This is a genomic window from Bacillus mycoides, from assembly GCF_018742245.1.
GTDB lineage: Bacteria > Bacillota > Bacilli > Bacillales > Bacillaceae_G > Bacillus_A > Bacillus_A cereus_U.
This window is the reverse complement of sequence record NZ_CP036132.1, coordinates 3,016,135-3,030,659: the sequence shown is the minus strand read 5'-3', so window position 1 is coordinate 3,030,659 and position 14,525 is coordinate 3,016,135. Positions and strand designations below refer to the sequence as shown.

Below are 14,525 nucleotides of genomic sequence, written 5' to 3'. Positions count from 1 at the left end.
ATTTTGTGCTAACTTTTAACAGAAAAGCTCATTTTTTCGTTTTGGGGTGAATCTATTTTCTTAAGTTGATGGGCATGGGATAGCAGCAACAAAACACAAATTTCGTACGCTACGACAATGTAAAGATTTTATGCTGCACGTAAAAAAATGATTAGTGAGGGCTAATAATCAGTGGGGGGATGGCCCCCAAGGATCTGAGTTTCACGTTTTAAAAAAGTAAGGATTGGTCGGTACCGCTTGTTATTTGACTATTACTTTTCCATCCATTCCTTTCAAGTAGTGGAACCGACATATTAGTTCATATGTACCGGGGGTTTCAGGTTTTACGGTAATTGTTTTTTCTTTTCCTGGCGGGACCTCAGCGTCGATTCCGAGCTTTTTCACCGTAAAGGTGTGATCTCTATTTCCTTTATTTTTTAATAGCAACGTTGTCGTTTTTCCAACTGGAACAGTGATGACATTCGGATTAAAGTAATCATCATTCAATTCAACCTCAATAGGCTGCCTCACAACGTCGGGTTCGGCAAATACACGGAGCGATCCTAAAGTAGTCATAACTACAATCATCGTAAGGGAAATGATTAATCCAGTTAATAGCTTTTTCACAGACATTCACAATCCCTCCTTTCCTAAGCACTAGTCTTTTCAAATTTATAAAATATTATCACTATAAATAGGGTTTAGGCGTGGTTCAAATAGTAATCCTTTCGGCAACTTCTAATAACCAAGTGATAAATGGAATAGGATTTGTGTAAATAAAAAAGCCTCCACTACCGCGGAAGCTTCTCCAAATGATGTGCAATATCAACATACATATCGGAATAAACCGAATGGATTTCATTACTGGGCGTAGCGTTAGAAGAGAAGTGGACGATTACCATATTTGCTTTCGGATCGATGTAAAGAGATTGTCCGTAACTGCCTAACACTTCGAAAGCACCTTGTTCATTGTGCGGAATCCACCATTGATTATGATAAGAAATTGAAGCGCCGCTGCCAATTGCGAGCTCGTCTTCTTGTACATTTTTCACACTTTCTGTAATAGAAGAAGGGACGATTTGTTCTCCATTATATTGACCATTATTTAAAAGTAATTGCCCGAATCTCGCCATATCCCTAGCAGTTGCATTTAAACCGGCGCTTGCTTGTTCTACTTTTGTTTCATCTGTAACGTAATAAGCGTCTTCTTCCATACCAATTTGAGACCAAATTTGCTCGCTTACGTTTTCAGCTAATGATTTATCGGTGATTGTTCGAATAATCCAAGCGAGCGTTTCACTTGAGCCGTTATTGTAAGAAAAAGCGGAGCCAGGCGGTGCAGTTTCTTCTGCTTCTAGTAACATATCATAAATTTTCATAGGCCCCTCGTAATTTTTACCTCGGGGTAAAATATTACTAGCTAAATATAGTTGTGCATCTTGATTTTCTAGTCCTAGCTGCATATATCCGTGAGTAGGGTATTCAGCGGAAACTTGCATGTCCATTAATTGCTGAAGTGTTGCTTTACCAAACGGTGTATTTTTTAATTCTTTTATGTAAGTGTCAGCTGTTTTCTCTACATCAATAAAATTTTCTTCAGCGAGAGATTGTATGATTGCACCAGTAAAAACCTTTGCTAATGATGCCATGCCATGAGGTTCACTCTCGTTATATCCATTGAAATATCGCTCATAAACAAGTTGTCCATTATGTACAACGACAAAAGCGTCTGTTTTGTTTTCGTCTAAAAGTTTTGTTAGAGGAGTTGTATTTCCAAATCCACGCTCCACAGCAAAATCGTCTAAGTTTTGTAACGCGGTAGGGAAGGGAGCAACTTGGTCAGGATTGTTTTTTACTTCATTAATTAAAGTAAATTCTTTCATATGTGTATACGACCAGCGTAAGTAAGGATCGTCTAGCCAGTTTTCTTTTGTGACAGTATCTTTAGTGGGGGTCGTTTTATTATGTTTAAAAAAAGTAAACCCAAGCCCTGTAACTACGAATAGTAATACTAGTAACAGTAATAGCAGGGGAGATTTCTTTCCATTCATGTATGTACCTCCTTTAGTTTCTATTATAAGTATACGCTCGTCTTAAAAGAAATACAAAATAAGGAAAGTAAACGGGTAAGTTTACTTTCCTTATGAACGTTAAGCAGAGATTTGTCCATCTGTACTTTGCTTCTTGAATTTTTGTTTTCGTCCGTGTAATCCATAATAAAGAAGTAAAGTGAACGCAACGATAATAGCTGCGATAAAATACATATTATGATAACTTGATTTGGCAGCGACTATACCTAAAATGAAAGAACCAAAGCCAATGCCGCTATCAAAGAACGAGAAGTAAGTAGCTGTCGCAGAACCACGTCGATGGTTTGGAGCGGCAGAAATTGCAATCGTTTGGAAACTTGGAATTAATGTTCCGTATCCTAAACCGATTAACATACCTGAGCCAAGGAACCAAAATGAAGTTTGCGCTTGGCTTAAAATGAACATCCCAATTGTGAAAATAATGATAGCTGGATAAATAAGTACATTTTCACCGAAACGATCAAATATTTTCCCTGTAAATGGACGAGAAATGACCACAACAAGTGCGTATAGAATAAAGAAGTAACTTGCAATTTCGCTTAAACCGAGTTCTTTCGCATAAATAGGAATAAAGGATAAAATGCCACTATAAGAAAAGGCTAAAACAAATCCTGTCAGAGCGATCGGAATAGAAGATGGTTCAATTAAGTCTTTCCATTTCATTTTTTCTCGTTTTTGTTTGTTTACTGGTGCTTCATGCGGAATATCGACTAGTAATCCTAATAAAAATGCGAGTAATGAAAATACTGAACAAACGATAAATAGTACAGTAAATGAAAAATGAGAAATAATTGTTAAACCTAAAAAAGGACCAATTACCATCGGTAGACTCATAAATACGCCGTAATAAGCAAGTGCTTCACCGCGTCTATGAGCTGGTGCTACATCAGTTACAATTGTTCCAGTTGCTGTCGTTGCCATTCCGAATCCAATACCATGTAAGAAGCGAAGGGCAAGTAATAAAAATAAACTTTGCGTACCGAAATACATAACAGTAGCGGCTAAAAATAGTGAAAGTGAAATGAATAATATTTTCTTTCTTCCTAAATCATCGAGCCATTTTCCTGTGAATGGTCTACATAAAACAGATGAAATAAGAAAAACAGTTGCAACTAAACCAATTTCCTCAGGTTTTCCTTTTAGGCTGTCTATAACATAGACAGGCAGAGTAGTCATAAGCATGTAAAATGTTAAAAAGAGAAACAGACTACTAAAACAAGTTCCGAGGAAATCCTTCGTCCAAAGTTTTTCACTTTGCATCGTCATCCCTCCATATTAATGATCTAAATTTTTGATAATTTGTTGTAACAATTGAAAAGCTTCATGTAAGTCTTCTTCTTTAATACCTTCTAGCGTCTTTTCTTCAAAGGAATCAACTTCTTCTTGCCATACTGGAATCATTTCTATTGCTGTTTCCGATAAGGAAATGAGCTTCTCACGGCGATCTTTTCCTTCCGTACGAATAATCCAGCCCATCGTTTCCATGCGTGTTAACGTGCGGGTCATCGTTGGTGATTCAACATTTAAATACTGACATAATTCTGTTTGAGTACAAGATCCAGTTTGATTAATGCGGAAAATAACAGCCCATTGCGCACTAAATAATCCTGTTGGAGATACACGTTCATTAAATTTCTTCGTAAACTTACGAGAAGTTTGACTGACAATGTGGAAAAAATGTTGTTTTTCGTCCATGTATTTGGATCCTTTCAAATTAGTTACCTAGCTAACTATATACTTTTTTATAATAACTGTCTAGTAATAGACATGCAGTTTTATGTGGAAATTTCGTATAGATTTTATATTGAGAACATATATTCTGTGTGGTATTCTTTAATTAAGTAAAGAATTTTCTTTCTATTAAAAGAATGGGGGAACTTGTGATGATTAAGCCTGCAACAATGGAGTATGTTTCACTATCGAACGGAGAAACGATTGCATATCAAGAAGTTGGAAGGCAAAATGAAGAAATACTCGTGCTCATTCATGGAAATATGACATCGTCACAACACTTTGATTTAGTTATTGAGAAACTACAAAATCAATATCATATTTACGCAATTGATTTAAGAGGATTTGGACAATCAACGTATAATAAGCCGATAGATTCTTTGCAAGACTTTACAGAAGATGTGAAACTTTTTATAGATAAATTAAATGTAAAGAAATTTTCATTAATGGGATGGTCAATGGGCGGCGGTGTTGCGATGGAGTTTACAGCGAGCCATCCAACTTTTGTAGAAAAACTAATATTAGTAGAATCGGTAGGGATGAAAGGATACCCGATATTTAAAAAAGATATTAACGGGCAACCAATCGTATCGAGTTTATTAAAAACGAAAGAAGAAATTGGGCAAGATCCAGTGCAAATTGCCCCTGTACTAGATGCAATAAAAAATATGAATAAAGTATATTACCGTACAGTATGGAATCTATTAATATATACACATAATCAACCTGAACCGGATCGTTATGAAAAGTATTTAGATGATATGTTAACGCAGCGCAATTTCGTTGATGTGAACTATTCATTAGTTACATTTAATATTTCAGATGAACATAATGGTGTTGTACGAGGAAATGGACATATTCACCGTATTCAAGCCCCAACACTCGTCATACAAGGTGACCGCGACTACGTCGTACCACAAGTAGTTGGTGAGGAATTAGCGAAACATTTGCCAAATGCGGAGTTGAAGGTGTTAGAAGACTGCGGGCATTCACCGTTTATTGATTGTTTAGATGTGTTTATACAGCATGTAGAGGATTGGTTAGACAATAAATAATTCCCAAAATATAAAACTTGCATATACTATAGCATTTGTATGTATAAGGGGAGAGAGTCAATGCATAATCCATTTTTAATATATCATTCTCCATATAATGATCACCAATATGTAAAAATTATTATTGATCCGATGTATATGCAAGTTTCACCAGCTGTAGTTCCTTTACAAGTGCAGCCGCCAATAGCTCATTCACATCAATACTTATATGGACCATCATTTTATGAAAGTCCATATTTTAAGCACTTTCATTACCACGTGAAAGCACAAGTTTGGGAAGGGTAATAAGCTAAAAGATTCAATCTTTTAGCTTATTTTTTATTTTGAATATTCGTACACGCATTTGAAGAAACAGTTTATAATGAAAAGTGGAAAGCGTGAGAAGGGGGGGGGCAAAAGGATGTCAATGCGTTTTACTTTTTGGATTATGGCTGGAATTGCTGCAATTTCCGGTTTATCACAAGGAATGTTACTACCTACAATCGCCATGATTTTTGAACAAGAAGGAGTTAGTTCAAGTATTAACGGTATTCATGCGACGGCATTATACATCGGGATATTATTTATTTCACCATTTCTTGAAAAACCGATGCAAAGGTTTGGAATGAAACCAATTATCGTAATTGGTGTTTTTCTCGTTATTATTTCATTATTCTTTTTTACACAAACATTTTCATTTTGGGTATGGTTTATTCTTAGATTTCTAGTTGGCGTTGGAGATCATATGCTTCATGTCGGAACACAAACGTGGATTACAACAACGACAGACCCTAGTAAAATAGGTAGGCAAGTATCGATATACGGCGTATTCTGCGGAATTGGTTTTGCAATTGGCCCTTATCTGGCAAGTACAGTTCAGTATGGACTAGCAACGCCATTTATCGTATCTACTATACTTTGCTTAATAGGATGGATTTTACTACTACCAACGAAAAATGCATTCCCAGCACAAGATGAAACGAAAACTGAAAGTGAATCATCATTTTCTCGTTATAAACAAGTCGTGGGATTAGCTTGGATTGCACTTATTGGTCCACTTGCATATGGTGTGCTTGAAGCAATGCTAAATAGTAATTTACCAGTATACGCCCTTCGCAAAGGGTGGTCTGTATCAGATGTTTCTTTCTTAATACCAGCATTCGCGATTGGGGGTATTATTACACAAATTCCGCTCGGTATATTGAGTGATAAATACGGAAGAGACCGTATATTAACGTGGACGTTCAGCATAAGTACAGGAATTTTCCTACTTGCAGCAGTATTTGATCAATACTACTGGATTGTCTTTGCCTGTATGCTTCTAGCAGGTATGGTAATTGGATCATGCTTCTCGTTAGGTCTTGGATTTATGACAGATTTATTACCGAGACACTTACTACCAGCAGGTAATATATTATCCGGAATCGCCTTTAGTCTAGGAAGTATTATGGGTCCTGTATTAGGAGGCGTATTTATAGAAAAAATACAGTATACAAGCTTTTTTATTGCGGTTATGATTATAATGGGAATTCTCGCAATGTTATATATGATCTACATGAAGAATCAATTCGCATCAAGAAAAATAGAAAGTAGGTTAGGGCATGACAAAACAACCTAATAAAAAGAAATTTGAAGTACTAGAAAACGAAACAATTACAGACTGTTTAGCACGTATGGAACAAGAAGGATATGCACCGTCTCGTCGCATGGAAGAGCCAATCTTTCATGAAGTGAAGAAAGACGGGAAAACAGAAGTTGAACCGTGTGGTAGAAAAATTGTTTTTGAGGGGAAATTGAAGTAATCAAATAACAGATTTTCTTTTTGATACAGAACAAGCCATCCAATTCATCCTCTATGAATTGGATGGCTTGTTTTTTTACAATTGATCAGTGAAGGGAAATATATTTTCTGGGAAGAACGAAAAGACATGCCCAATTCTCCTAGATCCTATTTTCTAGAGTGTAGCTTCATGTAGAAAACTTTGCAATAGAGCCTTTATTTATTGTTTTTGCTAAAACTTATTTATGTACAATTCACAGTGCGAAACAACACATATAAAATGCCACTTCCTTTTTCATTTCTCCTAATTGGCTTCTTTATATGGATCGCAGAAAATATTGATACTTTTTTCGTATATTGGTAAAATAAGTTCTTGGGTCTTACTTGTTGTTATCAGTATAATGATTGTCGCTCAACTTAAAGAAATTAGTTACAAAGATTTCGCAATATCTAAAGGGGGTCCGGCAACGATTCCCTCTTTTTGGAGCCACTCACAAACGTAAAGCAAGAGAGGAGGCTATATGAACTATTCTCCTCTCTTGTTTAGATTAACCAGCTACTACAATTGGAACGGGTATATCAAATTCAATATCTGGAGGATGTTTATTGGAATCTAGTCGATATCCTCGTGGATAATGTTTTTCTAGCAATCTATCAATTCTGATGGAATCGATAGATTGTTAGAAAGTTGAAAACGATTATCCACATATTCCGAAGCAGATGTAACCCTTCCATAATTAAGTGTAAAAACCACAATACACTGTTTTAAAAAGTTATTTGTTAGAACTGGTTATAAGTAATAAAATAGAAAAGAGGATCACATGTTACATAATTTACAGAGAAGTAAAAAGTTTTTTTTATTATGTCTTATTTTTTTAGTGCTTTTAACCGCTTGCGGTAATACAGATGTTAAGACATCTAAAGCTTCATTAGCACCTGCTCAATCAAATATAGATAAATCATTAAAAGCACCAAATTGGGTAGACAATAGTCCTATTCAACAGTCTCCTAATTTTAATGAAGATAAAAAAGTAGAATCGGTTGTGAATTTAATAGCAACGGGTGATAATTTATATCATGATGCAGTAATTAAAGATGGCAAACAAAAAGACGGTTCATATGATTATCACTATATTTATGAAAATATAAAAAAAGCTGTTCAATCAAGTGATCTTGCTATAGTGAATCAGGAGACTCCAATTGCAGGAAATAATCTAAAAGTACAGGGATATCCTACTTTCAATACACCTGAAGAAGTAGGTCAATCTTTAGTGGACACTGGATTCAATATAGTGACTCAAGCGACAAATCATGCTATGGATATGGGTATTAATGGTGTTATGAATACAAGAGAATACTGGAAGAAATATCCGGATGTTATCCCGTTAGGCATTAATGAGAGTCAAAATGAACGCAATGAAATAAAAACGATTACAAAAAATGGTATTCGTTTTGCGCTACTTAATTATACATACGGTACGAATGGAATTAAAGTTGCAGCTGATAAGTCTTGGGCATTAAATTTAATTGATAAAAAGGCGATCCAAAATGATGTGGAAAAGGCAAAGAATAGCTCTGATATGGTGATTGTTATGGTGCATTGGGGAGTAGAATATACCACTACACCTTCAAAGCAACAAAAAGAAGTTGCTCAATATTTAACAGATTTAGGTGTAGATGTAGTAATTGGAAATCATCCACATGTAATTCAACCAGTTGAGTGGAAACAAAATAAAGATGGACATGAAACGCTAATCTATTATTCTCTTGGAAATCTTATTTCTGCTCAAGAAAAATTAGAAACATTGGTTGGAGGACTATCTTATATACAATTCGTCAAGTATGAAGATAAAACTTTTGGTATACGACAAGCGGCACTCGTACCGACAGTAACCGACTATGCTGATGGTAAGAAACAATTTAAAATTCAATTTTTAAAAGATTATTCGGATGAAGATTCTAAAAATCATGGGATTAAAAAATTTGTCGGCCCCGTTTCTTTGAAGGATTTCAAGGAGATTCCTAGAGATGTGTTGGGAAATTGGTATAAAGACTAATAAACAAAAAGGGAATGAGATACAATTAAAAAATTTATAATTTTAGCATTGGTATTGGCAATGGGATGGAGTCTTGCTGCTTGTAGTGGAAAGCAAACATCTCAGGAAACTACTAATAATAACGATAAAAATAAAAATGAGATAAATGCGAATAAAAAAGATGTTTTACCTATCTCTGATCTTAATGATTGGAGAATCATTCTTGTAAATAGAGAGCATATGTTATCAAAGGAACTAGGAATTGAATTAACAAGTATCACTCAAAATGCTAAGCCAAATATGAAAATCGATAGCAGAATTGCAACTTCCTATCAGGATATGGTAACAGCTGCAAAAAAAGAGGGAATCAACCTTTATTTAAGATCAGGTTATCGAGCTATAAAATTACAACAAACTTATTATGATGCTTCAGTTAAAAGCTATAAATCTCAGGGTTTGTCGGATAAAGAGGCTAGTGATAAGGCATTGGAATATCTTCAGTATCCTGGTGCAAGCGAACATCACACTGGATTAGCATTAGACATTATTTCAGTTGAATGGCAGAATACTGTAGAAGATTTAAATGCAAAATTTGAAACTACTGATGCATTCAAATGGTTAGATAAGAATGCCGCAGAGTATGGGTTTATTCTCCGCTATCCAAAAGATAAAGAGAATATTACTGGTATTAAGTATGAGCCATGGCATTATCGTTATGTAGGAAAAGAAGTTGCTATTTATCTAAAAGAAAATGGGTTAACTTTAGAAGAGTACAGCGAAAAAATTAAGTCTGGTAAATAAAAATACACTTTGATTCTATTAAAGAGCCAGTGGACATATTTCCTTTCCTTAAAGGAAATAAATTATGCATTGCTACGGGAAAAGGCGGATCTAGAGGATGTGTGAACCTGCCTTCTAGTATTGTAAATACTGTGTATAATAATTTAAGCACGTATGAACCGGTTATCGTGTACTAGTAAATAGCAACCTTGTGTGAAACGATGTATGTATGAAGAACTTAAATTTATAAAAGAAGCAGTGAAAAAGGATCTGATATTCATATCAGATCCTTTTTCATTCGTAACGTAGAATACTTGATTACTGTATCTGCTTAACTAGGCTTTAGAGACTGCCTGCTTTCCAAATACTACAACATTAACCTCGCCATCTTTTTTGTTTTGGATGTTCGCTTTTCTTAGCTTGATGGACATGTGGAGGTAGCCCAAACACTGCGATTGGTAGTGTTTTTTATTATTTCTGCACATAAATACATAGTCATATTAATCCCAGTGATTAAAGTTTCATTTATTGAAGAAAAATGCGAAAGCTTTTTATCCCGCTATTTGAGGGCAGTAAAACTCTCACCTCGAAATTCAGCTGGAGCAAAGGAGTTAGATGGGAGATTAAACTGCCCATAAACGCCCAATTGGTGAAGGCTAATAATCAGTGGGGGTGAACAAAACCCCCACTGATTAAAGTTTCACTTTATAAAATATGGAAATGTTAAAACCCCTTTGATAAAATAGCAATATGCAAAAAAATTATTTGTTAATTCTTAATGTAATGAATATTCATGTTTATATATACGAATTTAACTACATAATTATTGTAATAAAGGGGGAGAAAGATGTTAGAGGAATTTTACACAGCTTTTTTAAATGCATCGGGTTTTACGGAAAGCGCAAGGAAACGAGATCAGTATGATAGATTACATGATTATTTAAAAGATAAAGAAAGAGAGTTAAAACAATCCATTCAAGAGGCTGAATCAGCGAAGAGAGATTATGAGAGTAAAAGTAATGGTTTAGAAGCTAATAAAATTCCGGCAGTGGAATTTGAACAAAAACGTCATGAAAAGGACGAAGAATTAAATACATTAGTATCCTATTTTAAAAGTGCATTAAGTGATGTTGGCTCTGCGATAGGCACAGCTTATGCAAAGTATTTGGAATATAAAGCGAAAGCAGAAGCGGAGAAAGCGTCAGCATATGCTGCAGCGACTAAGGCTTTTGAAGAAAAGAAAAAGGAAATTGAAAAACTTATCCATTAAGCATACAAAGAATGGGGGAATCAACATGAGTGGTAAAGAGGTTGAAATTATAGGAAGTAACACTGCAAGTGCCATTTCTTACGCGCAAAATATTGAAAATGGTATGAAGGATTCTTTAAATCAAGCGAAAAACTTAAAAGCATACGTTACATGTGCGAACTGGAATGGAAAAACGAGAGATGCCTTTTTAAGTTATCTAGATTTAATCATTCAATATAACTCAGAAATGGTAGAGGCATTTGAAGGACATACGAAAGCTTTGAAAGAGTTAGATAAAAGTATTCAGACGTACGGAGATAGACCGGAAGTAAGGGCGATAAAACAGTTGTGATGGAGAAATGAGGGATAAAAGAATGGGAAAAGAAATGAATTTTGTACCTGCTGAATTATATGTTCTCGCAGGTGCAGCTGGGGTTACGGATATATTTGGATTGCCAAACCGTGACGTAATTATTTTACTTGATGAAGAATGTGTCACGAAAGCAACTACGAGTTTAAAAGAAAAAGGCTTACTTACAAGCGAAAATGGAATTACCCCTGCAGCTTTTCAAATTATTGAGCTATTAAAGGAATATGAAAATTGTCATGAATACACGAGAATTAATAATGTATTAATTGGTTTTTTGAAACATGATAAAGACCGAGTGGCTGTATTAACAGAAGTAGAGCCAAATAAAAAATACGAGATCGACTACATACCAAAACCAGACGTATATTTTTCATTATTAACACGTATTCCCTTCCTATTGAGAGAACCGAGAGAAATAGAAGATACATTTTTCTCAAAGAGAATGACAGAGGCAGAACAACAAACATTTGAGGAAAAAGGTTTATCAAATAAAGACGTTATAGCGATGGAAACGTATACGAGGCCTCGGAGTAATAGAGGAGGAAAATGGGAATGTTTCTTATATTTCACTGAAGGAGAAGATTTCGTTCAAATAGATGTAGATCGTAATCGATATGACTGGGTGAGCCTCTATGCGGTGAATAAGAAATTGTATGACGTGTTAAAAATGCCGTATAAAAAATTAATTGACCCGAGACAATTCTCGTTAGGAGGTATTGAATAATGCAAGTATCAATGGGAGATGGCGGTTCTAGTGGTGGAGAAGAAGTATTAGTTAATTTTCAAGAACTACTTGATATAGTAATGAAGTTAGAAAACATATATACAATCCATGTAGACGTCATTGGAACGAATATTGAGAGTTTACTAAGCTGTGATTTTTATCAAAAAGGTGAAGCGATGAGAGTAATTGAAAAATATCCTGATATATTACATAAAACACTTGAATTGGCTGAACACTATTCTAGATCGGCGAAAGTTGTAGGAAATGTATGTGTAGAAATGCTTGAAAAGGACGAACAATTACGTGAAAGATTAAGTAAGTTGTAGAAATCACCATACGGCTGGGGGATGAAAACAAAATGGATGTGAAATATAGACCTGAACCATGGCAAGACATGGGAGATGGTATGAATCGAATTACAAAAGATGCACTCATAAAATTACGGGACGCAAATGAATCATTAAAAAAAATTGATGGAAGAATACGAGATTTAGACTCAGATGGTAGTATACATTTTAACCCAAAAGATCAATCGCGAAAAATCGGGGAGTTACTCGAGAGCTATTCGACATTACAAAAATATTGCGGAGAAGCAGGGCGATTGGTATCTGAACATATAGATAAACCTTTTTTAGTAGAAATGGATAAATTCGCTCAAAAAATGAGAGATACATCTATTCTTAGTTTCGAAACAAATAACCGAATTGGCTCTACAACAACGACAGTATTACCAGATGCGCACGCGGGATACGGAAGTGTACCGCAAACAATAAAAACAAAAAAAGATAAAATAACAGTAGAAGATATTTTTAAAGATTCACCTGCATTTGATAACGTACTGAGAGGGGAATACAAAGAACTAAAAAAACAAAATCCAGATGCAAAACTAAATTATGAAGAATACAAGAAAGTAGTCCCATCCACACGAGGATTTGAATACAAATCGATAGAAGATGAACAGAAAAAACTAGAAACAATACGTGACCTAGCAATAGGCGGAGGAATTATAATCGCAACAATCCTTTGCCCGCCACTCGGAACCGCTGCCGCAGTTGTATACGGCGCTGTACAAATAAAAAGCGGTATCGACGGAGAAGACTGGGGAACACACCGGAAATTGAGCCAAGAAGAACGCACAGCAAACATCATTTTTGGCGGATTAGACGCAATTCCAGTTGTTGGAGCAGTAGGAAAAGGAGTAAAAGCATTCAAAGGCACGAATGAATTAGCTGATTTAGCGAAATTATTAAAATTCAAAGAAGGAATCCCTGGTTTCAATCCAAATTTGGGTAAAAATGTGGTACAATCATTGCGTGATAATAAAGCTACTATGCTTGACCGTTTGAAACTAGCGAGCCTTAAAATGGAGAAATCTGGAAATGGAAAGATGTATCAACTTGGCGAAAAAATAGCCAAAAGCATAGATGATAGGACAGCCAAATCGGCAAGTTTTGAAGTTGACGGAAATGGCTTACTAATATCTAAACAAGGTGGTACAGATTTCCAAATCTGGGTGAATAAGCATCATACAGAAAGTAATAAGATTATAGATGATAAGATTAAGGGTGTAGAGGCTTCTCTTGCTAGTAAGGGTACGGGTGAAACTACAGTAAAAAGACAAACTCCAAATCAAAGAAAATCGGAGGTTATTCAAAATAATTTTGTTAAAATTACATCACGTACTAATATTTATAACCCAAAAGATATTCCTAGTGTAAGAGATGGTGAGTTTATTAGGTGGTTTGACAATATAACTTTAGATGAATTAGAGATAGCGTGGGCTAATCCTGAAGTTAAAAAAGTAATTTCTTCAAGATTGAGATCGCCTGGAAAATTACATGAATGGTTAATGATTGCAAGAGCACCTACTTTTAAAAGATGGGGGATAAGTGCTAAACAAATCCAAGAATTGAGAACACCAACAAAAGATGTTGAGTTTATTAATCCACCAGGGAAACATCATCGTGCGCCGGGTTCTAAGCGAGCGCATAATGAAATATTAGAGATAATAGACACATCACTTGACTATGATACATTTGTAAGAAGGTTACAGATGTGGTCTCATTATAGATACAAGGGTGGAGTAGAAGGATTACCAGGTACTCTAAAAAAATGAGGAGTGATAATATGGAATATAGTGGAATGGCTTCAGTGTGGTTTGGAGTTTCTAAATCGTTTGAAAATCTTGAGGAGTATGTTGATATAGAATATACGGAAGATGGAGATTCAATAGACTCAAAGTTTGGAACAAACTTTGAATTTGGTTATTATGATGAAGATAACATTGAAATTTGTTTTTATGAAAATCCTAAAAATAATGTAGACGATATTTTAAATGATTTTTCTTATAGCGAACTAATTATCCCAAAAATAAAAGAGTTAATAAATGGCGATAAATTAGCATACAGTATTAATTCTGTTATTGTACTCTATGATTTTCAATACAATGAAGCGAAAAGTGGAGATGAATCCGAAAATATAGAAATTAAATTTATTGGTACTGTACCATACAAATAGCTCGTACAAGTTCGTTAGTTTAAACGTACTATTTGTCATGAAATACAAAAGATTTCATATTCTCAGTATCAAAATTGTACGTACAAACTTAAAGCGACTAGTGACTTGAAAACTTAGAAAACATGTGAACTTAAAGCACTTGATTGTCAACTAAAGGCAACAAGTGCTTTTTATTTTAAGGTAGACAAGAAAAGAGAATGAAAACGAATTTGTTTTTGATGTGGATAGAAAAAAT

General features: G+C 34.9%; 16 protein-coding genes and 1 pseudogene. 13 read left to right on the top strand and 4 right to left on the bottom strand.

The window, feature by feature from the left end; genetic code table 11:
• Positions 1-240: 240 nt before the first annotated feature.
• The 4 genes from EXW56_RS15480 to EXW56_RS15465 all read right to left on the bottom strand — a co-directional run bounded on the left by EXW56_RS15480 (position 241) and on the right by EXW56_RS15465 (position 3,764).
• Positions 241-612, bottom strand: a complete 372-nt coding sequence (locus EXW56_RS15480) for a cupredoxin domain-containing protein (protein ID WP_002199901.1) — start codon at positions 610-612, stop codon at positions 241-243.
• Between the two features lie 158 nt (positions 613-770).
• Complete coding sequence (locus tag EXW56_RS15475) at positions 771-2,030, bottom strand: serine hydrolase domain-containing protein (RefSeq protein WP_215596740.1); 1,260 nt, start codon at positions 2,028-2,030, stop codon at positions 771-773.
• Positions 2,031-2,129: 99 nt separating this feature from the next.
• Positions 2,130-3,329, bottom strand: a complete 1,200-nt coding sequence (locus tag EXW56_RS15470) for an MFS transporter (protein ID WP_002110844.1) — start codon at positions 3,327-3,329, stop codon at positions 2,130-2,132.
• A gap of 15 nt (positions 3,330-3,344) precedes the next feature.
• Positions 3,345-3,764 carry a MarR family winged helix-turn-helix transcriptional regulator gene (locus EXW56_RS15465; protein ID WP_002013810.1) on the bottom strand — a complete coding sequence of 140 codons (420 nt, stop codon included), beginning with the start codon at positions 3,762-3,764 and terminating at the stop codon, positions 3,345-3,347.
• Between the two features lie 188 nt (positions 3,765-3,952).
• Between EXW56_RS15465 and phaZ the strand changes: the two genes are divergently transcribed.
• The 13 genes and pseudogenes from phaZ (at position 3,953) to EXW56_RS15400 (ending at position 14,290) form a co-directional block, all read left to right on the top strand.
• On the top strand, positions 3,953-4,855 hold the full coding sequence (gene phaZ / locus EXW56_RS15460) for an intracellular short-chain-length polyhydroxyalkanoate depolymerase (protein WP_002199903.1): 903 nt from the start codon (positions 3,953-3,955) through the stop codon (positions 4,853-4,855).
• Positions 4,856-4,915: 60 nt separating this feature from the next.
• The gene (locus EXW56_RS15455; protein WP_002199904.1) at positions 4,916-5,140 is read left to right on the top strand and encodes a hypothetical protein; all 225 of its coding nucleotides are present in this window, start codon (positions 4,916-4,918) and stop codon (positions 5,138-5,140) included.
• Positions 5,141-5,255: 115 nt separating this feature from the next.
• Positions 5,256-6,452, top strand: a complete 1,197-nt coding sequence (locus tag EXW56_RS15450; RefSeq protein WP_215596739.1) for an MFS transporter — start codon at positions 5,256-5,258, stop codon at positions 6,450-6,452.
• On the top strand, positions 6,436-6,636 hold the full coding sequence (locus EXW56_RS15445) for an NETI motif-containing protein (RefSeq protein WP_000166302.1): 201 nt from the start codon (positions 6,436-6,438) through the stop codon (positions 6,634-6,636). Before EXW56_RS15450 ends, EXW56_RS15445 begins: the two co-directional genes overlap by 17 nt.
• Before the next feature lie 192 nt (positions 6,637-6,828).
• Positions 6,829-7,117 (top strand): annotated as a pseudogene (locus EXW56_RS15440) (DUF817 family protein); the annotation flags it as partial.
• A 318-nt stretch (positions 7,118-7,435) separates the two neighbouring features.
• Entirely contained in the window at positions 7,436-8,671 is a 1,236-nt protein-coding gene (locus tag EXW56_RS15435) for a CapA family protein (protein ID WP_070139688.1), read from the top strand.
• A gap of 48 nt (positions 8,672-8,719) precedes the next feature.
• A complete protein-coding gene (locus EXW56_RS15430) occupies positions 8,720-9,451 on the top strand; it encodes a M15 family metallopeptidase (protein WP_087952622.1) in 732 nt (243 codons plus the stop codon).
• Positions 9,452-10,277: 826 nt separating this feature from the next.
• On the top strand, positions 10,278-10,700 hold the full coding sequence (locus EXW56_RS15425; RefSeq protein WP_071151456.1) for a hypothetical protein: 423 nt from the start codon (positions 10,278-10,280) through the stop codon (positions 10,698-10,700).
• A 25-nt stretch (positions 10,701-10,725) separates the two neighbouring features.
• A complete protein-coding gene (locus tag EXW56_RS15420) occupies positions 10,726-11,031 on the top strand; it encodes a WXG100 family type VII secretion target (protein ID WP_002110836.1) in 306 nt (101 codons plus the stop codon).
• Between the two features lie 22 nt (positions 11,032-11,053).
• A complete protein-coding gene (locus EXW56_RS15415) occupies positions 11,054-11,773 on the top strand; it encodes a DUF5081 family protein (protein WP_215557187.1) in 720 nt (239 codons plus the stop codon).
• Positions 11,773-12,099 (top strand): hypothetical protein, encoded by a 327-nt coding sequence (locus EXW56_RS15410; protein ID WP_002013799.1) that lies wholly within the window; start codon positions 11,773-11,775, stop codon positions 12,097-12,099. Before EXW56_RS15415 ends, EXW56_RS15410 begins: the two co-directional genes overlap by 1 nt.
• A gap of 32 nt (positions 12,100-12,131) precedes the next feature.
• Positions 12,132-13,889, top strand: coding sequence for a hypothetical protein (locus tag EXW56_RS15405; protein ID WP_252197270.1), 1,758 nt, complete (start codon positions 12,132-12,134; stop codon positions 13,887-13,889).
• An 11-nt stretch (positions 13,890-13,900) separates the two neighbouring features.
• Positions 13,901-14,290 (top strand): immunity 22 family protein, encoded by a 390-nt coding sequence (locus EXW56_RS15400; RefSeq protein WP_033730812.1) that lies wholly within the window; start codon positions 13,901-13,903, stop codon positions 14,288-14,290.
• The last annotated feature ends 235 nt before the right edge of the window (positions 14,291-14,525 follow it).